18 protein-coding genes are annotated in these 25637 nt (G+C 70.5%); 7 read left to right on the top strand and 11 right to left on the bottom strand.

Going from position 1 to position 25637, the window contains the following annotated elements; all coding sequences use genetic code 11:
• The first annotated feature begins 12 nt into the window (after window positions 1-12).
• The 5 genes from ACNPQM_RS00160 (at window position 13) to pulA (ending at window position 10727) form a co-directional block, all read left to right on the top strand.
• Window positions 13-1029 carry a carbohydrate ABC transporter permease gene (locus ACNPQM_RS00160; RefSeq protein ID WP_358858489.1) on the top strand — a complete coding sequence of 339 codons (1017 nt, stop codon included), beginning with the start codon at window positions 13-15 and terminating at the stop codon, window positions 1027-1029.
• Window positions 1026-1919 (top strand): sugar ABC transporter permease, encoded by an 894-nt coding sequence (locus ACNPQM_RS00155; protein ID WP_418082336.1) that lies wholly within the window; start codon window positions 1026-1028, stop codon window positions 1917-1919. Before ACNPQM_RS00160 ends, ACNPQM_RS00155 begins: the two co-directional genes overlap by 4 nt.
• Before the next feature lie 101 nt (window positions 1920-2020).
• Window positions 2021-3724, top strand: coding sequence for a glycoside hydrolase family 13 protein (locus ACNPQM_RS00150; protein WP_418082335.1), 1704 nt, complete (start codon window positions 2021-2023; stop codon window positions 3722-3724).
• The gene (locus ACNPQM_RS00145; RefSeq protein ID WP_358858486.1) at window positions 3709-4767 is read left to right on the top strand and encodes a LacI family DNA-binding transcriptional regulator; all 1059 of its coding nucleotides are present in this window, start codon (window positions 3709-3711) and stop codon (window positions 4765-4767) included. Before ACNPQM_RS00150 ends, ACNPQM_RS00145 begins: the two co-directional genes overlap by 16 nt.
• Window positions 4768-5414: 647 nt before the next feature.
• Window positions 5415-10727, top strand: coding sequence for a pullulanase-type alpha-1,6-glucosidase (gene pulA / locus ACNPQM_RS00140; protein WP_418082334.1), 5313 nt, complete (start codon window positions 5415-5417; stop codon window positions 10725-10727).
• A gap of 265 nt (window positions 10728-10992) precedes the next feature.
• Here the strand turns inward: pulA and ACNPQM_RS00135 are convergent, their stop codons facing one another.
• From ACNPQM_RS00135 to ACNPQM_RS00110, 6 genes are all read right to left on the bottom strand, one after another.
• On the bottom strand, window positions 10993-11706 hold the full coding sequence (locus ACNPQM_RS00135; protein WP_418082333.1) for a TetR/AcrR family transcriptional regulator: 714 nt from the start codon (window positions 11704-11706) through the stop codon (window positions 10993-10995).
• Window positions 11707-11936: 230 nt separating this feature from the next.
• The gene (locus ACNPQM_RS00130) at window positions 11937-13016 is read right to left on the bottom strand and encodes a PDR/VanB family oxidoreductase (RefSeq protein WP_418082567.1); all 1080 of its coding nucleotides are present in this window, start codon (window positions 13014-13016) and stop codon (window positions 11937-11939) included.
• 9 nt (window positions 13017-13025) lie between these two features.
• Window positions 13026-13931, bottom strand: a complete 906-nt coding sequence (locus ACNPQM_RS00125) for a metal-dependent hydrolase (protein WP_418082332.1) — start codon at window positions 13929-13931, stop codon at window positions 13026-13028.
• A 119-nt stretch (window positions 13932-14050) separates the two neighbouring features.
• Complete coding sequence (locus tag ACNPQM_RS00120) at window positions 14051-14443, bottom strand: hypothetical protein (protein WP_418082331.1); 393 nt, start codon at window positions 14441-14443, stop codon at window positions 14051-14053.
• 381 nt (window positions 14444-14824) lie between these two features.
• On the bottom strand, window positions 14825-16780 hold the full coding sequence (locus tag ACNPQM_RS00115) for a hypothetical protein (RefSeq protein WP_418082330.1): 1956 nt from the start codon (window positions 16778-16780) through the stop codon (window positions 14825-14827).
• A 264-nt stretch (window positions 16781-17044) separates the two neighbouring features.
• Window positions 17045-17608, bottom strand: coding sequence for a carboxymuconolactone decarboxylase family protein (locus ACNPQM_RS00110; protein WP_418082329.1), 564 nt, complete (start codon window positions 17606-17608; stop codon window positions 17045-17047).
• A gap of 70 nt (window positions 17609-17678) precedes the next feature.
• Here ACNPQM_RS00110 and ACNPQM_RS00105 point away from each other — a divergent pair, with 70 nt between their 5' ends.
• Complete coding sequence (locus ACNPQM_RS00105; protein WP_358858479.1) at window positions 17679-18182, top strand: MarR family winged helix-turn-helix transcriptional regulator; 504 nt, start codon at window positions 17679-17681, stop codon at window positions 18180-18182.
• 107 nt (window positions 18183-18289) lie between these two features.
• Here ACNPQM_RS00105 and ACNPQM_RS00100 read toward each other — a convergent pair whose 3' ends face one another.
• Both ACNPQM_RS00100 and ACNPQM_RS00095 read right to left on the bottom strand, forming a co-directional pair.
• Window positions 18290-18937: a response regulator transcription factor gene (locus tag ACNPQM_RS00100; protein WP_358858478.1), complete on the bottom strand. Its 648-nt coding sequence runs from the start codon at window positions 18935-18937 to the stop codon at window positions 18290-18292.
• Window positions 18922-20190, bottom strand: coding sequence for a sensor histidine kinase (locus tag ACNPQM_RS00095; protein ID WP_358858477.1), 1269 nt, complete (start codon window positions 20188-20190; stop codon window positions 18922-18924). Before ACNPQM_RS00095 ends, ACNPQM_RS00100 begins: the two co-directional genes overlap by 16 nt.
• A gap of 241 nt (window positions 20191-20431) precedes the next feature.
• On the opposite strand from ACNPQM_RS00095, the gene ACNPQM_RS00090 reads away from it, so the two are divergent.
• Complete coding sequence (locus tag ACNPQM_RS00090; protein ID WP_418082565.1) at window positions 20432-22579, top strand: MMPL family transporter; 2148 nt, start codon at window positions 20432-20434, stop codon at window positions 22577-22579.
• Window positions 22580-22650: 71 nt separating this feature from the next.
• Here ACNPQM_RS00090 and ACNPQM_RS00085 read toward each other — a convergent pair whose 3' ends face one another.
• The 3 genes from ACNPQM_RS00085 to glnII all read right to left on the bottom strand — a co-directional run bounded on the left by ACNPQM_RS00085 (window position 22651) and on the right by glnII (window position 25621).
• Complete coding sequence (locus ACNPQM_RS00085) at window positions 22651-23232, bottom strand: winged helix-turn-helix domain-containing protein (protein WP_418082328.1); 582 nt, start codon at window positions 23230-23232, stop codon at window positions 22651-22653.
• 345 nt (window positions 23233-23577) lie between these two features.
• The gene (locus ACNPQM_RS00080) at window positions 23578-24489 is read right to left on the bottom strand and encodes a DUF6891 domain-containing protein (protein ID WP_418082327.1); all 912 of its coding nucleotides are present in this window, start codon (window positions 24487-24489) and stop codon (window positions 23578-23580) included.
• A 97-nt stretch (window positions 24490-24586) separates the two neighbouring features.
• Entirely contained in the window at window positions 24587-25621 is a 1035-nt protein-coding gene (glnII, locus tag ACNPQM_RS00075; protein ID WP_366689801.1) for a glutamine synthetase, read from the bottom strand.
• Between the last annotated feature and the right edge of the window lie 16 nt (window positions 25622-25637).

Raw genomic sequence — 25637 nt, 5'->3', positions numbered from 1 at the left:
GCAGGCCGACTGATGGCTGTCCACACCAGCCAGTCGGTGGCGAAGGCCGCGGGTGACGACGTCGCCCGCGGCCGGAGCCGCGGTACTGGCAACCCTCCGCCGCCGAGCAGGCTCCGGCGGGCCCTGTCGACCCACTGGTACGCGTGGACCATGGTCGCCCCGGTCGTCGTCGTGATCGGCGTGATCATCGGCTATCCGCTGGTCCGCGGCATTTACCTGTCGATGACCGACGCCAACGAGCGCAACGTCGCCAGGTCCATCGGTGTCAACCACATGCCCGCCACGTACAAGTTCGTGGGCCTGGACAACTACACCGAGGCGATCACGGGCGACCAGTTCCTCGGCACGCTCGGCTGGACCCTGGTGTGGACGGTCTCCTGCGTGGCCATCACCTTCTCCCTCGGCATGGCCCTCGCCAACATCCTCAACCGTCGGATCGCCGGCCGCTCCGCGTACCGGATGGCACTCATCCTGCCCTGGGCCATCCCCGGCTTCGTTTCCGTCTTCGCCTGGCGCTTCCTGTACAACGAGGACCGCGGGCTGCTCAACAAGATCCTCTCCGGTGCCGGTATCGACGGCATCCCGTGGCTGAACGACCCGGCCTGGGCGAAGTTCTCCGTCATCGCCGTCAACGTCTGGCTCGGCGTGCCGTTCATGATGGTCGCCCTGCTCGGCGGACTGCAGTCGATCCCCAGCGAGCAGTACGAGGCCGCGGAGATGGACGGCGCCACCGCCTGGCAGCGGTTCCGTCACATCACGCTGCCCGGGCTGCGGCCGGTCTCCACCACGGTGATCCTGCTGTCGACCATCTGGACCTTCAACATGTTCCCGGTGATCTTCCTGCTGACCCGTGGCGGACCCGGCGAGGCCACCCAGATCCTGGTCACCCAGGCGTACAAGTTCTCCTTCGAGATCAGCCCGCGCGACTTCGCGCAGTCCTCCACTTGGGGAGTACTGATCCTCGTACTCCTGCTGATCTTTGCCGCCGTCTACCGGCGAGTCCTGCGCACCCAGGGAGACGACTGGTGACCACCGCCCCCGCAACCACCGCCCCGGCGACCCCCGCAGGGCACTCCGTGCGCAAGGTCCGGCGGCGCGGCGAGCGTTCGCCGATCGCCTCCGTCGGGCTGCATCTCACACTCATCGCCGCGTCCGTGATCGCCGTCTTCCCCGTGCTGTGGGTCCTGCTCACCTCGCTGAAGCCCGCCGCGTACGCGACGACCACGGACTTCTTCAAAGAGACGACGTTCGAGAACTACACGAAGCTGATCCAGAACACGAAGTTCCTGACCTGGTTCGGCAACTCGCTGCTCATCGCGGGGCTCACCACACTTCTCGGCGTCATCGTCTCCGCCTCCACCGGCTACGCCGTCAGCCGCTTCCGCTTCCCCGGCAAGCGCGGGCTGATGTGGACGCTGCTGATCACCCAGATGTTCCCGGTCGCCGTCCTTATCGTGCCGATCTACAACATCATGGCCGGCATGGGGCTGCTGAATCAGCCCGCCGGCCTCGTCATCACCTACCTCACCATCTCGGTGCCGTTCTGCGCCTGGATGATGAAGGGCTTCTTCGACACCATCCCGCGCGAGATCGACGAGTCGGGCCAGGTCGACGGCCTCACCCCGTTCGGCACGTTCTGGCGGCTCATCCTGCCGCTCGCCAAGCCCGGGCTCGCCGTCACCGCGTTCTACTCCTTCATCACCGCGTGGGGCGAAGTGGCGTACGCCTCCGCTTTCATGGTCGGCGAGGACAACCTCACCCTCGCGGGCGGACTGCAGCTCTTCGTCAACCAGTACGGAGCCCAGTGGGGAGCGATGACCGCCGCGTCCGTGCTGATCGCGATACCCGCGGCCCTGGTCTTCCTCTTCGCCCAGCGCCACCTGGTGACCGGCATGTCCGCCGGAGCCGTCAAGGGCTGACGCAGCCCGCCCCGTACGACCCGCACGCACCAAGTCACGGCGGCGCCGGATCCCCGACCCGGTCCCGGCGCCGCTCCCCACCCAGACACCCCAGGGACGACATGACCCAGCACCTCGCTGCCCCCTCCGCCGGCACGTCCGACGACGCTCCGGGCCACCGCACCGGCTGGTGGCAGGACGCGGTGATCTACCAGGTCTATCCGCGGAGCTTCGCCGACGGCAACGGCGACGGCATGGGCGATCTCGCAGGCGTACGCGGCAGACTCCCGTACCTCAAGGACCTCGGCGTCGATGCGGTCTGGCTCAGCCCGTTCTACGCGTCGCCGCAGGCGGATGCGGGGTACGACGTCTCCGACTACCGTGCCATCGACCCGATGTTCGGCACCCTGCTGGATGCCGACGGGCTGATCCGGGACGCCCACGACCTGGGCCTGCGGATCATCGTCGACCTGGTGCCCAATCACTCCTCCGACCAGCACGAGTGGTTCAGGCGCGCCCTCGCCGAGGGCCCCGGCTCCGCACTGCGCGAGCGCTACCACTTCCGCCCCGGCAAGGGCGCGGACGGTGAACTCCCGCCCAACGACTGGGAGTCCATCTTCGGCGGCCCCGCCTGGACCCGGACCACCGACCCGGACGGCACGCCGGGTGACTGGTACCTCCACCTCTTCGCGCCCGAGCAGCCCGACTTCAACTGGGAACACCCGGCCGTCGCCGACGAGTTCCGCTCCATCCTGCGGTTCTGGCTCGACATGGGCGTGGACGGCTTCCGCGTCGACGTCGCCCACGGCCTCGTCAAGGCCGAGGGCCTGCCCGACCTCGGCACCCACGACCAGCTCAAGCTGCTCGGCAACGACGTCATGCCGTTCTTCGACCAGGACGGGGTGCACGAGATCTACCGCTCCTGGCGCACCATCCTCGACGAGTACTCCGTAGGAGAGGGGCCCGCAGGGGCTTCGGGCGGGCGGATCCTCGTCGCCGAGGCCTGGACCCCCACCGTCGAGCGCACCGCCAACTACGTGCGCCACGACGAGATGCACCAGGCGTTCAACTTCCAGTACCTCTCCACCGCCTGGGACGCCGCCGAGCTCCGCAAGGTCATCGACACCTCGCTGGACGCGATGCGTCCGGTCGGCGCCCCCACCACCTGGGTGCTCTCCAACCACGACGTCACGCGGCACGCCACCCGGTTCGCCAACCCGCCCGGCCTCGGCACCCAGATCCGCACCGCCGGCGACCGTGAGCTCGGCCTGCGCCGGGCCCGCGCCGCCACCCTGCTGATGCTGGCGCTGCCCGGCTCCGCGTACGTCTACCAGGGCGAGGAGCTCGGCCTGCCCGACGTGACCGACCTGCCCGACGAGGTCCGCCAGGACCCGTCGTTCTTCCGCGCGGAGGGCCAGGACGGCTTCCGCGACGGCTGCCGGGTGCCGATCCCGTGGACCCGCGACGGCAGCTCGTACGGCTTCGGCAGCGGTGGCAGCTGGCTGCCCCAGCCCGACAGCTGGGGCGCTCTGAGCGTCGAGGCGCAGACCGGCGACGTGAACTCCACGCTGGAGCTGTACCGGGCCGCGATCGCCGCCCGCCGGGTGCACCCGGGGCTCGGTGCCGGGACCGCGGTGGAGTGGCTCCAGGCCCCCGAGGGGCTGCTGATCTTCGCCCGTCCCGGCTTCATCTGCACCGTCAACACGACGGGCCGTCCGGTGCGCATCCCCGTACGTGGCACCGTCCTGCTGTCCAGCACCCCGGTCGTCACCGACGGCGCCGAGATCGAGCTGCCCGCGGACACCACCGTGTGGTGGACGGTGTGACGGTTCCCCTGCCCAGGGCCGGTGGTGCGCCGAGGCTCTCGGACATCGCCGGCCAGGCAGCGGTCAGCGAGGCGACCGTCAGCCGGGTGCTCAACGGGAAGCCGGGCGTCGCGGACACCACGCGTCAGCGGGTGCTCGCGGCGCTGGACGTCCTGGGTTACGAACGCCCGGTACGGCTGCGGCAGCGCAGCGCCGGGCTGATCGGGCTGGTGACGCCCGAACTCACCAACCCGATCTTCCCGGCGTTCGCGCAGGCCGTCGAACAGACCCTGGCCGGGCACGGGTACACCCCGGTGCTCTGCACCCAGACACCCGGCGGGGCCACCGAGGACGAACTCGTCGAGCAGCTCGTTGAACGGGGTGTCGGCGGGATCGTCTTCCTGTCCGGGCTGCACGCCGACCTGTCGGCCGACCCGGCCCGGTACGCCGCGCTCACCGAGCGCGGTGTGCCCTTCGTCCTGATCAACGGCTACAACGAACGGATCAACGCCCCGTTCGTCTCGCCCGACGACTCCGCCGCCGTACGGATGGCCGTCGGCCACCTCGCCGAACTCGGCCACCGCAGGGTCGGCCTGGCCATCGGACCGCAGCGCTACGTGCCGTCCCGCCGTAAACGCGAGAGTTTCCTCGACGCCGCCGTGAACCTTCTCGGCCTGGGCCGGACCGAGGCCGAACTCCTGGTCTGCTCCGCGCTGTTCGGCGTCGAGGGCGGCCAGGTCGCGGCTGGTGCGCTGCTCGATCAGGGGTGCACGGGCATCGTCTGCGGCAGCGACCAGATGGCGCTCGGCGTGGTGCGCGCGGCCCGGGGCCGCGGACTCGACGTGCCGCGCGACGTTTCGGTGGTGGGCTTCGACGACTCACAGCTGATCGCGTTCACCGACCCGCCGCTGACGACGGTGCGGCAGCCCGTGCAGGCCATGGCGGCGGCCGCGGTCGGGGCGCTGCTGGAGGAGATCGGCGGCAGCCCCGTGCAGCGTACGGAGTACGTGTTCCAGCCGGAGCTGGTGGTACGGGGGTCCACAGCGGCGGTCCGCGCCGCCTGACGGCGCGTCCGGCACGCGCAGAGGTCCTGGATCCGGAGGGGGATCCAGGACCTCGTTGTCTGTGGGCGCGAGGACAGGCCGACGTACAGGAGAGGCACCGGGAGTCGGCCCTGAATGGGCCGGCGGGGAGTGAGCGACTCCGGGTGCCTCTCTCGTACGTGACCGGCCGGCCGGGCGCGTGGGGCCCGGGTTACCGGGATCCCGACCGAACCGGAGTCAGGAAGAAGGTAACAGCTCTGCAATGTCTTGCGTAAGGCCTTGCAGGAAGAAAACTGCAGTATTTCGCCGATGTGAGCGGGTGATGTCCAAAGGGTTGACCGGAACCTGACGGGCTCGTACGGTCTCCCCGCAGCAAGGTTTGCATTCTTGCAGCAAGAACCTGCAGGGGCCTTGAGGGCAGGGCGCGTTGCCATGTGAGGCTGCACTGTCACCCGCATTTCCCGGTCCTCCGCGGACCGGGGCGGCCGACCGCGTCGTCCCGGTCCGGTGGCTGAACCGGGGCCGGTGCGGCATCGGCGCGTGTCCTCGGGTGCCGCATCGGGGAGTCTGCGGCGTCCGAGGAGACGCCCTGGCACGCCCCCCGTCCCCGGTCCACCCCGCAACTCTGTTCACCCCCAGTAGCCCGTCGACGCAAGGAGACCCGACCCGTGTCCCGTACCCTCCTCCGACGGGGAGCCGTAGCCGCACTGTGCGCCGCGCTCCTCCCCGTCGTCCCGGCGGCAGCCACCTCCGCCGCGCCGAGCCCCCCGGGCCCGCCGTCGGACGCCCGGCTCGCGGCCGAGCCGGCCCGGCACGACCTGACGCGCGAGCAGTTCTACTTCGTCATGCCCGACCGGTTCGCCAATGGAGACATCTCCAACGACCGTGGCGGACTCACCGGTTCACGCCTGGAGACCGGTTACGACCCCACGGACAAGGGGTTCTACCAGGGTGGTGACCTCAAGGGCCTGACCAGCCGGCTCGACTACATCAAGGACCTCGGCACCACCGCCATCTGGCTCGCCCCGATCTTCAAGAACCGCCCGGTGCAGGGCACCGGCAAGGACGCCTCGGCCGGCTACCACGGCTACTGGATCACCGACTTCACCCAGGTCGACCCGCACTTCGGCACCAACGCCGAACTGTCGAAGCTGATCGACAGGGCCCACGCCAAGGGTATGAAGGTCTTCTTCGACGTCATCACCAACCACACTGCGGACACCGTCGACTACGCCGAGAAGAAGTACGGCTACAAGTCGAAGGGCGCCTACCCGTACCTCGACAGGGACGGCCGCCCCTTCGACGACACCAAGGGCCTGGCGAAGGTCGACGCCGACTCGTTCCCGTACACCCCGAAGAGCACCGGCACGAAGGTCCCGTCGTGGCTCAACGACCCGACGATGTACCACAACCGCGGCGACTCGACGTACGCCGGCGAGTCCACCACGTACGGCGACTTCTCAGGGCTCGACGACCTGTGGACCGAGCGGCCCGAGGTCGTCTCCGGCATGGAGAAGATCTACCAGAAGTGGGTCCGTGACTTCGACATCGACGGCTTCCGGATCGACACGGTCAAACACGTCGACCTGGACTTCTGGACCCAGTGGGCGACCGCCCTCGACGCCTACGCGGACCGGCGCGGACGTCACGACTTCTTCATGTTCGGCGAGGTCTACTCCGCCGACACCGCCATCACCTCCCCGTACGTCACCCGGGGCCGGCTCGACGCGACGCTCGACTTCCCGTTCCAGGAAGCGGCCCGGCAGTACGCCTCGCAGGGTGCTCCGGCCTCGAAGCTCGCCGCAGTCTTCGGCGACGACTACCGGTACACCACCGACAAGGCCAACGCCTATGAGCAGGTGACCTTCCTCGGCAACCACGACATGGGCCGCATCGGCGCGTTCCTGAAGCAGGACAACCCGAAAGCCGACGACGCCGAGCTCGTCGGCCGGGCCCGCCTCGCCAACGAGCTGATGTTTTTCAGCCGCGGCAACCCCGTCATCTACTACGGTGACGAGCAGGGCTTCACCGGCGCCGGCGGCGACAAGGACGCCCGCCAGACCATGTTCGCCTCGAAGACCGCCGACTACCTCGACGACGACGAACTGGGCACCGACCGTACGCACGCCTCCGACGCGTACGACACCGGCCACCCGCTGTACCGGAACATCGCCGCACTCTCCGAACTGACCAAGGAGAACCCGGCCCTGCGCGACGGCATCCAGACCGAGCGGTACGCGGAAGGCTCCGTCTACGCGTTCTCCCGTACGGACCCCAAGCGCACCAACGAGTACGTCGTTGCCGCCAACAACGGCACCGAGGCGAAGACCGTCGAGCTGTCCACCGAGTCGGCCGCCATGAACTTCCGTACGCTGTACGGAGGTTCCGGTACGGTCCGCAGTGGCGCCGACAAGAAGATAGCCGTCACCGTGCCCGCCCTCTCCAGCGTCGTGCTGCGCGCCGAGCAGCCCCTGGGCGCCCCGGCCGCCAAGCCCTCGATCACGCTGAAGGCGCCCGCAGCCGGAGCCACCGGCACCGTCGAGATCTCCGCGGACACCGACGGAGGATCGCTGAACCGGGTCGTCTTCGCCGCCCAGACCGGCACGGGCGCGTGGGTCACTCTCGGCTCCGCCGACCATGCCCCGTACAAGATCACCCAGCACCTGGACGCCGCCGTGACGGCGGGAACGCCGCTGCGCTACAAGGCCGTTGTGGTCGACCGGGCCGGACGCACCGCGAGCGCTCTCGCCTCGACGACCGCGGGCCAGGCGCCGGCGGCCGAGAAGCCCGTCGCCGTCGAGCGCGACTACGCCGTCGTCCACTACCGGCGCGCGGACGGCGACTACGACGGCTGGACGATCGAGTCCGGCGACAAGTCCGCCGAGTTCACCGGGCGCGACGCCTACGGCGCATTTGCCTGGATCAAGCTGGACGAGGACACCTCCTCCGTCCCGTACACGGTCGAGAAGGACGGCACGGCCGACGGCCCCCGGCGCACCGTCGAGCTCGCGAAGACCGGGCAGGTCTGGATCGAGCAGGGCAAGGACGGCCAGTCGGACACGGCCCCCGAGGGCGCCTACCCGGTGCAGGACAGGACGAGGGCCGTCCTGCACTACCACCGCGCCGACGGCGACTACGACGGCTGGGGACTGCACACCTGGACCGGCGCGAAGGACCCCACCGACTGGGCGAAGCCGCTCCAGCCGGTGAAGAAGGACGCCTACGGCGTCACCTTCGAGGTCCCGCTCACTGACGGGGCCACCTCACTCAGCTACATCCTCCACAAGGGCGACGAGAAGGACCTCCCCAGCGACCAGTCCCTCGACCTCGCCACGTACGACCACGAGGTGTGGATAGTCGCCGCACGGCCCGGCTACCTGCTGCCGCAGACCGGCGGTACGCCCACCATCGACCTCACCAAGGCCGAGGCGCAGTGGATCGACTCCGACACCGTGGTCTGGAAGGTGAAGGCCACCGACGCCACCAGTCAGCAGCTCGTCTACGCGAAGGACGGCGGGATCTCCGTCGTCGACGGCGCCCTCACCGACGAGGGGCAGTGGCTGCGGCTCAGCCCGGCCGCGCTGACCGACGCGCAGCAGTCGAAGTACCCACACCTCAAGGACTACCCGGCCTTCACTGTCGACCCGCGTGACCGGGACCGGGTCCGCGAGGCGCTGCGCGGCCAGCTGATCGCCACCCAGCGTGCAGCCAACGGCGCCCTGCTCGCCGCCACCGGCGTACAGAGCGCGGGTGTGCTCGACGACCTGTACGGGAAGAACGCGAGCACCGCCGCGCTCGGCCCGGTCTTCGACCACGGCCGGCCCACGCTCTCCGTCTGGGCCCCCACCGCGCAGACCGTCGCCCTGGAACTCGACGGCAGGAGCGTCCCGATGCGGCGCGACGACCGCACCGGCGTCTGGTCGGTCACCGGCACCGCGAAGTGGACCGGCAAGCCGTACCGCTTCGTGGTGAAGGTGTGGGCGCCCACCGTCCAGAAGATCGTCACCAACAAGGTCACCGACCCGTACTCCACCGCCCTGACCACCGACTCCGCCCGCAGCCTCGTCGTCGACCTCGACGCCCCGGGCCTCGCACCGAAGGGCTGGGCCGGGCTGAGGAAGCCCGCCGCCGTCCCGCTGCGCGACGCCCAGATCCAGGAGCTGCAGATCCGCGACTTCTCGATCGCGGACCCCACGTCCCAGCACCCCGGCGAATACCTCGCCTTCACCGACACCCGCTCCGACGGGATGAAGCACCTCAAGGAGCTCGCCGACGCCGGCACGAGCTACGTCCATCTGCTGCCCGCCTTCGACATCGGCACCATCCCCGAGAAGAAGTCGGACTGGCAGAAGCCCGCCTGCGACCTGTCCGTGTACGCCCCCGACTCCGAGGAGCAGCAGGCCTGCGTGGCGAAGGCCGCCGCGAACGACGGGTTCAACTGGGGCTACGACCCACTGCACTACACCGTCCCCGAGGGCTCGTACGCCTCCGACCCGAACGGTACCGAGCGCACCGTCGAGTTCCGTCAAATGGTCCAGGGGCTGAACGGTGCCGGACTGCGGACCGTCATGGACGTCGTCTACAACCACACCGTCGCCTCCGGTCAGGACGACAAGTCCGTCCTCGACCGGATCGTGCCCGGCTACTACCAGCGGCTCATGGGCGACGGCACCGTCGCCACGTCCACCTGCTGCGCCAACACCGCGCCCGAGAACACCATGATGGGCAAGCTCGTCGTCGATTCGATCGTCACATGGGCCAAGGAGTACAAGGTCGACGGCTTCCGCTTCGACCTGATGGGCCACCACCCGAAAGCCAACATCCTGGCCGTCCGCAAGGCGCTCGACGCGCTGACCCCGGCCAAGGACGGCGTCGACGGGAAGAAGATCATTCTGTACGGGGAGGGCTGGAACTTCGGCGAGATCGCCGACGACGCCCGCTTCGTCCAGGCCACCCAGAAGAACATGGCCGGCACCGGCATCGCCACCTTCTCCGACCGGGCCCGGGACGCCGTCCGAGGCGGCAGCCCGTTCGACGAGGACCCCGGTGTCCAGGGCTTCGCCAGCGGCCTCTACACCGACCCCAACACCTCGACCGCCAACGGCACCCCGGCCGAACAGAGGGCCCGGCTGCTCCACTACCAGGATCTGATCAAGGTCGGTCTGACCGGCAACCTCGCCGACTACACCTTCACAGACTCCTCGGGCCGTACGGTCAAGGGCTCCGGCGTCGACTACAACGGGACCCCCGCCGGATACGCATCGGTCCCCGGCGACGCCCTCGCCTACGCCGACGCCCACGACAACGAGACGCTGTACGACGCCCTCGCCTTCAAGCTCCCGGTGGGCACCTCGGCCGCCGACCGGGCCAGGATGCAGGTCCTGGCGATGGCGACCGCCACCCTCTCGCAGGGCCCGTCGCTCTCCCAGGCGGGCACGGACCTGCTGCGCTCCAAGTCGCTGGACCGCAACTCGTACGACAGCGGCGACTGGTTCAACGCACTGCACTGGGACTGCCGGGACGGCAACGGCTTCGGCCGCGGACTGCCGCTCGCGGCCGACAACAAGGCCAAGTGGTCCTACGCCAGGCCGCTGCTGACCGCCACCGCGCTCAGTCCCGGCTGCGCGCAGATCGACGGCGCGTCCGCCGCGTACCAGGACCTGCTCACCATCCGCACGACGGAGAAGGAGTTCGGCCTCTCCACCACCGAGCAGGTGCAGTCCGCCCTGTCGTTCCCGCTCTCCGGGAAGGACGAGACGCCCGGGGTCATCACCATGCGCATCGGGAGGCTGGTGATCGTCCTCAACGCGACCCCCGGCGCCGAGCACCAGCAGATCGCCGATCTGGCCGGGAAGGACTACGCCCTGCACCCCGTCCAGGCTGCGGGGGCGGACTCCACTGTCAAGAAGGCCTCTTACGAGAGGAGTTCGGGAAGCTTCATCGTCCCGGGACGCACAGTGGCCGTGTTCTCCCTGCGGTGACCCGTACCGGACTGTGTTGAGGACAGCCGCCCGGGAGTGAGCCGCATCGCACACTCCCGGGCGGCGCGTCCCTCCCACCACCTCATCGAGGACCGGGCCCGCGCCGCGGACCCCGGCGTCACGTCACGGTGACGGTGCAGGGCGACTACCCGGCCGCCCGGCGCGCCAGGGCTGCGGCCCGCGACGGAACGCGCGAAGGCATCCTCGCCGCCGTGATCGCCGCCCAGGGCGCGGGCGCGCACGCCGCCCGGGTGTACGGCACGGGTCACTCGTACTGGCCCATGGCCGCGGTGGGCGAGAAGGCGGAGAGTCGCGCCAGCAGATCTCCGAACGGCCCGTCGTCCGGCTCCTCGGCGAGGACCCGCAGCACGATGCCGGCCATCTCCGCGTCGTGCGCCGCACTGACCGCGGCCAGCGCCGCGAAGTCGTGCACCAGCTGCATCTCCAGCTCCGCGCGCGGAATCCGCCGCCCGTCCAGCCAGATCAAAGCCGTCGACTCGGCCAGCGACACCCACGACCGTACGACCAACTCCAGCCGCGTCGGGGGCTTCTCCACCCCCAGGTGGGCGAGGATCTGCTCGTACGCAGCCTGCCGCACCCCGTCGATCATCGCGTTCGTCGTCGACGACCCGGCTGCGGGCCCGCCCCGCATCAGCGCGGAGAACCCGGGCCCGTGCTCGTCCACGAAGTCGAAGAACCGCCCCATGACCCGCAACAGCCGTGCCCCCAGAGGCCCTTCATGCGGCTCCACGAACCGTCCCGCCAGCTCGTCGGCCGCCCGCCGCAGTGCCGCCTCATACAGGCTCTGTTTCCCCGGGAAGTAGTGGTAGACGAGCGGCCGGGAGATCCCGGCCGCGGCTGCGATCTCATCGATGGAGACCTCGTCGGGGGCGCGGCGGCTGAACAACTCCAGCGCGACGCCTATCAGCTGCTGTTTGCGCTCATGGACGCCCATCCTGCGCCGCACCCCGGTCGTCATACCAACAGCCTAACCGGGCCGCGGCGAACTCGTCGGTCTCAGACCGGTCGGCACATGGAGGGTGGGAGAAGGAGCGGGGCTGGGTGCGTGCGGCTGCAAGGCGGAGGAGGGAGGCAACGCGAAGGGGGTCCCCCCATGCCTTCAGGGCTATGGGGGAGTTGTCGACCGACGACAACGCCGCAGACGTGCGTACCCGGCCCCGCGACGCCGCCTCCCATGTGCCGACCGGTCTAAAGGTCCAGCACCAGCCGCTCCCCCCGGCACCGCGACACACAGATCAGCATCGAGTCGTCGCGCTCCGCGTCCGTCAGGAGTTCGTCGCGGTGGTCGATCTCGCCCTCCAGCACGCGCTGTTGGCACGTCCCGCAGAAGCCCTGCTCGCAGGAGTACGAGACATACGGAAGCTCCTCGCGGACCGCGGCCAGGATCGACTGGCCCGCCGCGACCTGGACCGTACGCCCGGTGCGATGCAGCTCCACCTCGAAGACACCGCGGTCGCCCTCCGCCGGCGCCGCGGCGGTGAAGCGTTCCAGGTGCAGGGTGCAGTCCGCCGGGAGCGCGGCGGTGACCGCGTTCATCAGGGGTTCCGGGCCGCAGCAGTAGACCGCTGTGCCGGGTGCGAGGTCCGTCAGCGCTGCCGCCGCGTCCGGACGGCCCGATTCGTCCTCCGGTACGACCGTGACGCGGCTGCCGTCCGCGCCGAGCTTCTCGATCTCGTCCAGGAACGGCATCGAGGCGCGCGTACGCCCGCCGTACAGCAGCCGCCAGTCGGCGCCGGAAGCCGCGACCGCCCGCAGCATCGGAAGGATCGGGGTGATGCCGATGCCTCCCGCGACGAATATGTACGCGGGGGCTTCGGCGACGAGCGGGAAGCGGTTGCGAGGGCCGCGGACCTCGATCTCCTCGCCCTCGTGGAGCTGGGCGTGGACCTCACGCGAACCGCCGCGGCCGTCCTCGACCAGGCGGGTCGCGACCGTGTACGTGCCGGGGTCGGCCGGGTCGCCGCAGAGCGAGTACTGGCGCACCAGGCCCGACGGGAGCACGAGGTCGAGGTGGGCGCCGGGCTGCCAGGCGGGCAGGTCCGTTCCTTCCAGGCGGAGTTGGACCACGCCGTCCGCGGGTGCGGTGCGCTCGGTGATCAGCAGCCGGCGGGTGATGGTGGAGCGGCGCCCGGACTGCCCCGAGATCGGTTCCTCCAGGGCCGGCAGCGGCCACAGCGGGGACCTCTCGACACGGCGTTGCAGGGCGCGTCTGGCGAGCAGCGCGGCGCCGGTGACGAGGAGGACGGTACGCAGGCGGGGGCGGGGCAGGGTCATGGGTCAGTGGGTTCCCGTCATACGGGCCTCGGCGGCCAGTGCCGCGGGCGAGTGGGCGAGATAGCCGACGGCCTGTGCCGTACTGCCCTCCTGGGAGGGGTGGTAGGAGCGGCTCAGGTAGCGCGGGACGGAGCGCAGCAGGGCGGGAGTGGAGGGCAGGGTGCCGCGCTTGCCGCTGTCGTAGAACGCCTTGAACGACGCCTTGCCGTCCAGCAGGCTGGGGTCGTTCTCCATGAAGAAGCGGACACCGCGCTGCCAGAGGAAGAACAGAGTGGAGAAGGCCAATCCCCAGGTCCGAACCCGCCGCCGGTAGCCGCCGTCGACGTGCATGAAGACCTCGAAGGCCACCGAGCGGTGTTCCACCTCCTCCGCACCGTGCCAGCGCAGCAGGTCCAGCATGGTGGGGTCGGCGCCCTTGCGGTCCAGGGCCTCGGAGTTCAGGATCCAGTCGCCGAGGAACGCCGTGTAGTGCTCGATCGCCGCGATGATCGCCACCCGCTCCATCAGCCACCATGTGCGGGCGCGGCCCGGTGGCAGCGTCCGGTCGCCGAGCAGCTTCTCGAAGAACCAGTCGACCTGCGCGGTGTACGGGGTCGGGTCGAGCCCGAGCTTCTTCAGATGGGGGAGGACGTCGTCGTGGGCCTGGGAATGCACGGCTTCCTGGCCGATGAACCCGATCACGTCCTGCCGCAGCTGCTCGTCATGGATGTACGGCAGCACCTGCCGGTACACATGGATGAACCAGCGCTCCCCGGCCGGGAGCAGCAGGTGGAGCACATTCATCGTGTGCGTGCTGAAGGGGTCGCCCGGCACCCAGTGGAGGGGGGTCTTCTCCCAGGCGAACGAGACGTTGCGGGCCTTCAGCTCGGTTCGCTCCGACGCGACCGCCGCTGGCTGAGTGTTAGACATGTTGTCAATGTACTGACGGGTACACGGGGGGAACAGGGGCGTGCAGCAATTCGGGCCCGTGGCGTTCCTCCTCGATGGATGACGCCACGGGCCCAGTTCATGCTGCGGTTCGGATCGGATCAGCGGTTACGGTACTCCCGGTAGCGGTCCTGGTCGTGGCCCCAGCGCCGGTCGTCGCGACGGTCGTGGCCCCAGCGCCAGTCGTGGCCCCAGCGCCTGTCGTCGCAGCGCTTGTGGTCGCGGCGGTCGTGGCCCCAGCGCCAGTCGTCGCGGCGGTCGTCGCGGCAGCGCTTGTCGTCGCGGCGGTCGTGGCCCCAGCGCCAGTCGTCCTGGCGGTCGTGGCCCCAGCGCCAGTCGTCCCGACGGTCGCCATCCCCGTGCCGACCGTCATTGGCCTGCAGGGAGTGGGCACCGCCGGCGGCGCCGGGTGCAGCGGCCTGAGCTGCGCCGGCGCCGCCCAGGATGACGACGGCGGCCACACAGACTGAGGCCGCGAAGCGGGAAACATGCATAGAAATCTCCTGTCGCAGCAGGCGCCGAAGCGCCTGCTCGGGTTGGACACCACAACCGTCGCCCCCCGACGGCCATCGACGACCGCGCCACGCGCTCCAAGACACCCGATCTGTTGCAATGCCGCCGCTCGTGGAACCGAGTCCTGTAGGCAATCCGTGAACCCCCGTCCGTCCCTCCCGTCTCCTCCCGCGACCGCCGCCATTCGCCCTCGGCGCCCCGTCCCACCTGCGGGTCCCGCCGATGTATCGGGGGCACGTATGCCCGGCAGCGACTGCGCATTCTGATTTTGCGGGCACGCCGGAGGGTCCGCAGCCGACCACCGGGATTCGGCCGAGTGGAGGATGACGGCGTGCACCACGGGAAGCGGCACGGCGGCATGGTCAGCGCAGGGCGCCCACCTGGGTGCCGTTCATCAGCACACCGTTGAGCTCCGCCCGGTCGCCCGCCCGCGCCTGTACCGCGAGCAGATGCCCCTGAGCCCGGCCCTCCACCCCGCCCGATGTGGTCAGCGAGGCGAACTCCGTGCTGCCTGCAGCCAGTACGTACCACCGGCCGCCGTGCGACTTCCACAGCACGCCCGCCAGCACCCGCGGATCCCGCTCTCCGCAGGCCGGCGAGTCCTCCGCGCGCGCTGCCACCGCCCCGGGCGGCACCGCACCACCGGCGGCGGACTGCGCCGACGGGGCCTGGAACTGGGCGAAGACCCTGCTTCCCGAGCCGCGCCAGGTCTCCGCCCGGGTGCACAGCCACTGCGCGAAGCCGTTGCCCTCAGGCAGCCACTGCCGTGCGTACGGCCAGGAGTTCACCGAGCGCACGCCGCGCGATCGCACCGCGGTCAGCAGACATGCGGTCCGTGCCCAACTCTCCCGCTCCGCCCGCCCGGACACATCATGCGGCGCCGACGGCGACCCGGATGTCAGCCGGGCCGGGGCGAGTTCGCCGAGGTCCGTCAGCAGACGTGTCGCCGTGGCGTCATGCATTTCGACGGCGGACCAGGACCGGCAGTCCCCGGCCGTCTGCGGGCTCGCCAGCACACCGGTCACGCCGTTCCGGTCGCGGTGCAGCGGCCGCGCGGCCCGGCCGGGGGCGAGCAGGTCCCGTACGGACACCTGTCGCACCCAGGGCGCTGTCAGATAGCGGACCGTTCCGCCGCCACGGCTCACGACCAGAGCGTCGGCGGAGGACGCGTCCGCACTGTCGACACGGGCGAAGTCGAGTGCCGCGCCCTGTGCCGGATCGGCGTCGCGGGCCTCCGCGTACCGCACGATGCGCAGCCCGTCGTAGAACAACACCACCGCTACGGCGCCCACTTCGCCCGCGTACAGCAGCTGCGGGGGCCCCATCGGCGGCCCGACCGGCGTCCCGGGCGTCGTGGACGACCGGACGGCGGGGCCCGGACGCGCCCAGACGGCGAGTGCCCGCCGCAGCAGCCGGGTGTCGTCGGTGCGGTCGCCGCGGGCGGGCCAGGCGGTGAAGTCGGTCCGGGGCGAGCGCTGCCAGTATGCCGGGGGCACCCTGAGCAAGGCGGCTGGTTCCAGGGCCTGTTCGGCCGCTGGGTTACGGGTGGACAGCCGCGCGGACGCCAGGTTCCGGCCCCAGCCGCTGCCCGGAAGCCCGAGCAGCGCCCCGCACACCAGGAGTGCGGCGACCGCCGCGAGCGCCGCCTTTGCGCGCCGGCGGCGGCGCAGCAGATCAGGCGGGCGGGCCTGCAGGGAACAGGGGTCGAACTCCGCGGAGTCCAGGAGCGTGTACGGCGCCGCCACCGCGTCCGCCTCCGTCAGCGCCGCGTGCGGGTCCGCCACTCCTGCGGCGGCGAGCACCTGCCGTACCTCTCCGTCCGCGAGGCCCTCCAGGCCGCGCAGGACGTGCGCCGCGCGCGCCGGCCCGGAGAGTGCGGACAGTGCCTGGTCCAGGGCGAGTTCGTCCGCACCTCCGGAGTGCGGGAACAGGTGCAGACCCCACACCAGAGGAAGGAGCGGGGGCAGCTGGGACCGGCGCGGCCAGGCCAGGCGGCGCAGGGGGCGGCCTGCCTCCAGGGCGGTGGTCACCACCCGCTGCCGGACGTGCGCATAGCCCGGGTCGACCGCCGTCCCGCCGGCGGGACGGCGGGGGAGAGGGACTCGGTCGTCGGCCGCGAACGCCGTCCGGCGCCCCAGTGGCAGGGACTGCTGGGCGAGGGAGTGTGCCGTCAGGACACGGCGGTTGCGGCCGAGGGAGGGCGGCAGGACGAGGTAGCCGAGCCGGACCAGCCGCGGATAGTGCTCGACGAGCGCCGCCCGGGCCTGCTCCACATGGACCGGAGCGGTGACGGACGGTACTTCTGGCAGTGGGCGCACATTCAGCTGAACGAGCGAATCGTGCGATGGTCACCCCGGCCCGCGGCCGGTTCTCCGGGATCCGGCCGTTCGGTCGCGCGACGGAGCGCGCAGGGGCGCGACGGCCGGACGGTGACGCAGCTGGAGATGCGACGGGACGTCGTTCCGAGGTCAGGGTCGCGGCGGTCGTCCTTGCGGAGCTGGCTCGTCCGGCGGCGTGCGGCGGTGGTGCGGGCGGTGACGACAAGCCGCACGTCCCGCCGACGGCGACCGGCAGCCTACGGGTCACATCTGGGCGGGGGCGAACGCGGCGAGCTGGGGGTCGACGGGTGCGTCGGTCATCCGGTTGGCGAGCGTCGACATCGTGTACGCGCCGATGCCCAGGACCACTTCCAGGGCGTTCTGGTGGGTGTAGCCGTGCGCGAGGAAGGCCTGCAGCGTGTCGTCGTCGACCGCGCCCGCCGAGGCGATGACGGCCAGGGTGAACTGCCGCACCGATTCAAGTCGTTCGTCCGGGAGCGGCTGTGGCTTCTCCTCGCGCAGTGCGGCGATGAGATCGGAGTCCGCGCCGAGGGCGGTGAGCTTCGCCGTGTGCATCGCCACGCAGATGTGGCACCTGTTGCGGGTGGCGATCGTCATGATCAGGACCTCGCGGGAGAGCGGGTCCAGGGTGGTCGACTCGAAGATCGCGCTGATCTTCAGAAAGCCGTCGAGCAACTGCGGGGACGTGGCCAGCCGGCCGACGGCGGCGGGCAGATGTCCCTGCTTGTCCGCTACCGCCTTCATGGTGCGACGGGCGGCGGCGGGGGCGGATTCGAGGGTGTGGTCGGGGAACGCGGATGCGGGCATGGCGTGACCTCTCGCGGTAAACTCGACAACGTGATTGACGAAAACGTAAACCAGGTTGTCGAGTTTCGCAATGGCTGAGCCGGCGGGGCGAGCTGGGGAGGCGGCGGCCGCCAGGGATGGTGCGGGCTTCGAGCTGCCTCTGCTCCTGTTCGCCGGGTTCCGGACGATCATCGATGAGCTGCACCGGGAGCTGGCCGAGAGCGGTCACCCCGACGTGCGGCCCGCGTACGGCTTCGCGCTCCAGGCCATCGGCCGTGACGGCGCGACCGCGAGTGAGATCGGCCGACGGCTCGGTGTCTCCAAGCAGGCTGCCGGGAAGACCGTCGACCGGCTGGAGGGTCTCGGTTACGTCGAGCGTGTCGACGATCCGCAGGACGGGCGCCGCAAGCTGGTCCGGGTCACCCCGCGCGGTATCGACGTACTGGTCCGGTCCGCCGAAGGGTTCGACCGGCTGCACGCCGCGTGGTCCCGGGCGCTCGGGGCCGATCGGCTGCGCGCCCTGGAGTCCGACCTGCGCGCGATGGCGCCCGCCGGTGCGTTCCGGCTCGACGCGGCGGCATGGTTCAACGGCTGAGCTGCCGCCGGGTCAACAGGCCCTGGAATCCCGGGCCGCAGCCCACCCGGGGGCGGCCACGCTGCACCTGGGTCCGACCGGATGTGCCGTCGGGCGGGGGCGCGGGGTCATCCCCGGTCCAGGTAGGCCAGGACGGCCAGAACGCGGCGGTTGTCGTCGTCGGACGGCGGCAGGCCGAGCTTCCCGAAGATGTTCGAGGTGTGCTTGGCCACCGCCCGCTCCGTGATCACCATCTGTGAGGCGATCGCCGCGTTCGAACGGCCCTGCGCCATCAGTGCCATGACCTCCAGCTCGCGTGGGGTCAGACCGCCCATCGGCTTGTCCTGTGCGCGCCGGGACAGCAGTTGTGAGATCACCTGCGGGTCCATCGCGGTGCCGCCCGCCGCGACCCTGCGTACCGCGTCGATGAACTGGTCCGCGTCGAAGACCCGGTCCTTGAGCAGGTACCCGATGCCCCCGTTGCCGTCCGCCAGCAGCTCACGGGCGTACAACTGCTCCACGTGCTGGGAGAGGACGAGCACCGGCAGCCCCGGCCGGCCCTTGCGGGCCGCAAGGGCGCACTGCAGTCCCTCGTCCGTGTGGGACGGCGGGAGCCGGACGTCGACAACGGCGACGTCCGGATCCAACTCGGCGAGCGCACGGGTCAGTTCGGGGCCGGTTTCGACGGCTGCCGCGATCTCGAAGTCGTACGCCTCCAGCATCCGGACCAGACCGTCGCGCAGCAGGAAGAGATCTTCGGCTAGGACAACTCGCAAGGGATCTCCATGGTCACCATGGTGGGGCCGCCCGCTGGACTGCTGACGGCCATGATGCCGTCGAATGTACCGAGTCGGCGTTCGATTCCGCTCAGTCCCGAGCCCGCTCCGACGGTCGCGCCGCCCCTGCCGTTGTCCGTGACGGAGATCCGCAGCATCGAGTCGGCGTGATGGATGTCCACCAGGAGACGGTCCGCCCCCGAGTGCTTGGCGGCGTTTGTCAGGGCCTCGCTGACCGCGAAGTACGCAGCCGACTCCACCGGCGCCTCGGCGCGGCCGGCCAGCTCCACCTCGACCTCCGCCTCGATGGGCAGCCGCAGCGCCAACGCCCTCACCGCGTCCCCGAGCCCACGCTCCGCGAGGACCGGCGGGTGGATGCCCCGGACGAGATCACGCAGTTCGGTGAGGGCTTCCGCGGAGGACTCACGGGCCGTCGCAAGGAGCTTCTTGGCCTGCGCCGGATCCTTCTCGATCAGCGCCTCGATCGTGCCCAGATGCATGCCCATGGCGACCAGCCGGGCCTGCGCGCCGTCGTGCAGGTCCCGCTCGATACGGCGCAGTTCGGAGGCGGCGGTGTCCACGGCCTCGTGCCGGGTCTCGGTGAGCCGGTCGATCCGCCGGGCCAGCTCCTGCTCATGGGTGGGCGCCAGCAGCGAGCGGGCGATCACGAAGTGCAGCCGCAGGAGTGGTTCGCTTGCTTTGAGACCGATGAGGAAGAGCACCCCACCGAGTGCCGCGGCGGCCAGCGCCGTCGCCTGGCTGTCGACCGGCACGAATCCGTACCAGTAGGTGTCGTCGGTGAAGACCCGCCACAGGCCCGCCGCCAGGACGACCCCCTCCACCGGATAGAGCATCAGCCCGACGGCCAGGGCCAGCACCACGTAGCCGGCCGTCATGTCGACCAGCATCCAGCACAGATCCCGCCAGGTCGCCGGATCCTTCAGCATCAGCGTCGTCCGCTCCACCTGCCCCGTGAACCCGCCGCGCACATCCTTCGGAAAGGGCCGGTACGGGACCGGGATGCGGACGTCTGACCAGGTCGCCGCCAGTAGTCGGCGCTGGTTGGCGTGACTGCGGACCGCGTCCAGCACCTGCGGGGTGGTGAACAGCCCCAGACCCAGCGCAATGAAGGCGATCGACAGCACCGCCAGGACGAACAGGGTGATCGATCCGGCGAGACTGGCGATCGAGAGCACGATCCCGCGCCCGGCGGCCAGCAGCGCGGGCCGTACGCGGCTCTTCATCGCGTTCATGATGTGGTCCCTCTCCCCTCGCCGGGCCTGTCACGGCAGGCCGCGGTCCCAGGACAGTCTCTCCCGGCGGCTGGGCGCGACGTCAGCCGTTTCACCACCCGGGAGGGGTGTACCCAGCACCACCGTCGAAACCTCGCCCTACGCCTCGGGGGGAGGGGGTTTCGACGGCTGGGGCGGCGGACGCCCCGCTCCTAGGTTCATGAGCGACTCATTCGACGGCAACTTCTGGGGGCGAAACGCCATGAGGCGCAACCTCGCGGCACGCATCGGTGTGTGGAGCGCACACCATCGCAAGACGGCCATCCTCGGCTGGCTGCTCTTCGTCGTGCTCGCCACGGGCATCGGCGGAGCATCCGGCATGGTCGAGATGACGGACGCCGAGAACGCCACCGGCGACTCGGCGCGGGCCGAGCAGATCCTCGACGACGCCGGCCTCGCCCGACCTGCGGGTGAGCTGGTCATGGTGTCCGCCGCGAAGGCGGGCGACTGGCAGGACGCGGCCCGTGAGGTCTCCGCGGCCGTCGAGCGGACCGGCGAGGTCCGTAATCTCGCGGCGCCCGTCCCCTCCAAGGACGGCAAGGACGCCCTGATCACCTTCGACATGAAGGGCGACGCGGCGACGTCCGCCGACCGGGTGCAGCCCGTGCTCGACGCCGTGTCCGGGGTCCGCGAGCGGCGACCGGACGTCACCATCCAGCAGTTCGGCGAGGCCAGCGCCGGGAAGTGGCTCGGCGACCTGCTCTCCGAGGACTTCAGGAAGGCCGAGTTCACCGCCGTACCCCTGGCTCTGGGCATCCTGCTGGTCGCCTTCGGCGCCGTGGTCGCGGCCCTGCTGCCGGTCGGGCTCGCACTGACCGCGTGCATGGCCGCCTTCGGTCTGCTGTCGCTGGCCAGCCACCAACTGCACCTGTTCCAGACCACGTACTCCGTGATGTTCCTGATGGGCTTCGCCGTCGGCGTCGACTACTGCCTCTTCTACCTGCGGCGCGAGCGCGACGAGCGGGCCGCGGGGCGCGACGCCGAGACGGCGCTGCGGATCGCGGCGGAGACCAGCGGCCGGGCCGTGCTGGTCTCCGGCCTCACCGTGATGGTCGCGATGGCCGGCATGTTCCTGTCCGGACTGATGCTGTTCAAGGGCTTCGCCCTGGCCACGATCACCGTCGTCCTCATCGCCGTGCTCGGCTCGGTGACGGTGCTTCCCGCGCTGCTCTCCTGGCTCGGGGACCGGATCGACGCGGGGCGGGTACCGCTGCTGAACCGGCGCGCCAAGCGGGGAGTGCGGGCCAGCGGATCCCTCGCCGGCACCGTTCTCAGGCCCGTCCTGACCCGGCCCAAGGTCTTTGCCGTCGCCTCGGTCGTCTTCCTGCTCGCGCTGGCCGCGCCCGCCCTCGGCATGAAGACCGAGTCACTCGGCCTGGAGAAGCAGTTCGGCTCGGACTCGGAGCTCTCCGTCGCGTACCGGAGCATCGCGGAGACGTTCCCGGGCGGCCCCGCCCCCGCCCTCGTCGTGGTCGAGGCGGACGACATCGACTCGCCCGAACTGCGCAGGGCACTGGCGGAGTTCGGCCCCGACAAAGTGACCGTGCACCGGGCGCAGAACATCGCGGAGATCGAGGTCCCGCTGCCGGACGGCGAGGCCGGCCTGGCCGGGCTGCGCGACAAGCGGGTGCCCGCCGCCTTCGACGGGACGGGCGCGCAGGCGTACGTCACCGGAGAGGTGGCCGGGTCCGTCGACTTCAACAGTCAGCTGAAGCGCGGCATCGCCCCCGTCTTCGCATTCATCACGGCGGTGACCTTCCTGCTGATGCTGTTCTGCTTCCGCTCGTATGTCATCGCGGTGACGTCGATCCTCCTCAACCTGCTCTCCGTGTGCGCCGCCTACGGTGTGATGGTCGCCGTCTTCCAGCACGGCTGGGGCGCCTCGCTGATCGGCTCGGAGGGGGTCGGGGCGATCGAGGCATGGATGCCGCTGTTCGTCCTGGTGGTGCTCTTCGGTCTCTCGATGGACTACCACGTGTTCGTGGTCTCCCGGATCCGTGAGGCCCGGCAGGCCGGGCTGGACACCCGGGCGGCCATCGACACGGGCATCCGGCGGACGGCGGGCGCAGTGACCGGCGCGGCCGTGATCATGGTGGCGGTGTTCGCGGTCTTCGGGACGCTGTCCATGCAGGACATGCAGCAGATGGGCGTCGGCCTCGCCGTTGCGGTGCTGCTGGACGCCACGATCGTACGGATGGTCCTGCTGCCTTCCGCCATGGCGCTGCTCGGCGAGCGGAACTGGCGGACTCCGCGCGGACTCTCCTGGCTGCCGGCCCCGGACCACGACGAGGCGGGGACGGCGGACGTGGTGGCCGGTCCGGTTCCGACCGGTTCGGGGCTCCGTGGCTGATGCCGGTACGCAGAAGCCCTGGCCCACCGGGTGCGTAACCGGTCGGCCAGGGCTGTTGTGCGCGGCCCCCGTCAGGGGGCGTACTTGTAGCCGACGCGTCGCACCGTCTGGATCGACCGCCGGTGCTCGGCACCCAGCTTGCGGCGCAGCCGGGCGATGTGGACGTCGACGGTGCGCCCGTCGCCCACGTGCCCGTAGCCCCAGACCGTTGTCACCAACTGGTCGCGGGTGTGCACCCGGTGCGGATGCGCCACCAGATGGGCGAGCAGTTCGAACTCGAGGAATGTGAGGTCGAGCGTGCTCCCGTCCACCGTCGCGGTGCGCTGCATACTGTCGATGCGCACCGGCCCCGCCCCCGGCGTCACCAGCGGCTCCGGAACGATGCGCTGCGCCGCGGCGGCCGCGGCCGCGACGGCGGGCTGCTGGTCGGCCGGTACGAGGACCAGGTAGCCGATCATCGGCGGACGGCCCGGCAGCGCCGGAAGGGTGTGCGGGGGTGCCGGAAGCCAGGTCGCGCCCGGCGGCAGGAAGCCGGCCACGTCGGCCGTCTGGACGTCGTCCGGGGCGACGGCGCGCAGCCTGTGACGGCTGGGAGGAACGGAGCGGGCGGTCGCTGCGGTGGCAGCGGTGGAGAAGGTACGAGTGTTCGCCATGAGGGTCAGCTCTTTCGCGCGAAGGAGTCGTCGAGGGACGGACTTGCGTCGTGCGCGCGGACCGAAGGCCGGGGTGAGCGGCTTTAGAGGGCCTGCGCGTTCCACGCGCGGCAACACACCCGGTCGAAGTCATGATGCTGACGAGAGGGCCAGAACGGCTCTAGGTCGCTGCGACCTGATGAGGTGTACGGGAAGCCGGCCATGCTCCCCATTAGACCAGACAACGCGGTGGCGCAGCAGGACTCTCTCACCCGTCGGTACGGACCCATGGCGTTCCGTTCCTCACCACGTCGTCACCCGGCCCGCACCTCGCCCCACCCCCCGCCGGGCAGTTCTCCCGCCGCCTCAGCCGACGAGCCGCTTGCGCCAGTCCAGGTCGGTCACCTCGATCGCCTGGTCGGGCGACCCGTCCCACTTCACCGTCAGCCCGGCCGCACCAAGTGCCGCCGCGACCTCCCGCCCGATGGCCACGGTGGTCGCCTCCAACTTGTCGAACCCGCCGTAGTACAGCGAGAGCCCGTACCCGCCGGCCGCTGCCTCCGTGATCTGCGCATGAAAGAAGACGAAGCCCCGGGCGTCCTCCTCGCCGTCCGCATGGATCTCGCTCAGCCCGCAGGAGCGGCAGCAGGTGAAGTGCTCCCGCGCCGTGATGCCGCTCCCGTCCACCCGGGCGAAGGCCCGCTCCAACCGGTCCGCGTCCGTCACATCGGTCCACTGCTCCTGCTGGTCGACCCGCTCCAGCCACAGCCGCTCCACCAGCCGGCGCGCCTGGGCCGTCGTCACCGGATGGACACCGTCCTTGACGAGGTAGTCCTCGGCGAGCTCGGTCAGGCTCCGCACCGTGCCGTAGCCGCAGCGCAGTGCCAGCCGGACCCGTTCCGTCAGCTGTTCCTCGACCTCCGAGGGTATCGCGGGCACCGGCTCGTCGGCGGGCAAGCCGGCGCTCTCCCAGACGATCCCCGCATCCCACCCCGGCTCCTGGCGCGCCCAGCGCGTCATCACCTCGGCGACCCGCTCGGGGGAGTCGGCCGTCACCTGGAAGTGCCGCTCGGGAACAGCGTCGCGGTACTCCAACTGGTAGTCCCCGCCGTGTTCGTGCCAGGTCTGCACGTAGCACCCCGGTCGGTCCGGTACCCGCTGGACCACCAGGAAGCGGTCGCCCTCCCCGCCGATCCGGTGCACCAAGTCGCTCAGCGCCTGCGCCGAAATGCGGGTGTGCGTCTGCCGGTTCTCGGTCTCCACCTTGATGTCGAGCATGGTTCAACCCTGGCATCCGCCACTGACAGCGGACCGGGCATGCCGAAGGGGCGCCCCCGTTTCTGAGGGCGCCCCTTCGTACGGAGCCGCTGGTGGATCAGACCTGGTCGGCCTTCTCCAGCGCCGTGCAGCAGGTGTCGACGATCAGCCGCGTGACGACGTACGGGTCGACGTTGGCGTTCGGGCGACGGTCCTCGATGTAGCCCTTCTGGTCCCGCTCGACCTGCCACGGGATACGGACCGAGGCGCCGCGGTTGGAGACGCCGTAGCTGTACTCGTTCCACGGGGCGGTCTCGTGCAGGCCGGTGAGACGGTCGTCGATGCCCGCGCCGTAGTTCTTGACATGGTCCATCGGCTTCGAGCCCTCGCCCATCGACTCGCACGCGGTGATGATCGCGTCGTAACCCTCGCGCATCGCCTTGGTGGAGAAGTTGGTGTGCGCACCCGCGCCGTTCCAGTCACCCTTGACCGGCTTCGGGTCCAGGGTCGCGGAGACGTCGAAGTCCTCGGCGGTGCGGTAGAGGAGCCAGCGCGCGATCCACAGCTGGTCGGAGACCTCCAGCGGGGCGAGCGGGCCCACTTGGAACTCCCACTGGCCCGGCATGACCTCGGCGTTGATGCCGGAGATGCCCAGACCCGCCTGCAGGCAGTTGTCGAGGTGCTTCTCGACGATCTCGCGGCCGAAGATCTCGTCGGAGCCGACACCGCAGTAGTAGCCGCCCTGCGCGGCCGGGAAGCCGCCCACGGGGAAGCCTAGCGGGCGGTGGCCGTCGAAGAAGGTGTACTCCTGCTCGATACCGAAGATCGGCTCCTGGCCGGCGAACTGCTCGGCGACCGGACGCAGGGCGGCGCGGGTGTTGGACTCGTGCGGCGTCATGTCGATGTTGAAGACCTCGCACAGGACGAGGACGTCGTTGCCGCCGCGGATGGGGTCCGGGCAGGAGAAGACGGGCTTGAGTACAAGGTCGGAGGCGTGACCCTGGGCCTGGTTGGTGCTGGATCCGTCGAAGCCCCAGATGGGCAGTTCCGCGACGTCCCCCGAGGGCTCGCCTGCCATGATCTTCGTCTTGGAACGAAGCTTGGCGGTCGGCTCGGTGCCGTCGATCCAGATGTACTCGGCCTTGAACGTCACGGAAGTCATCCTTCGG

The organism is Streptomyces sp. NPDC056231 (assembly GCF_048270745.1).
Classification (GTDB): domain Bacteria; phylum Actinomycetota; class Actinomycetes; order Streptomycetales; family Streptomycetaceae; genus Streptomyces.
The sequence above is the reverse complement of the archived record's forward strand: the minus strand, read 5'-3'. Positions and strand labels throughout refer to the sequence as shown.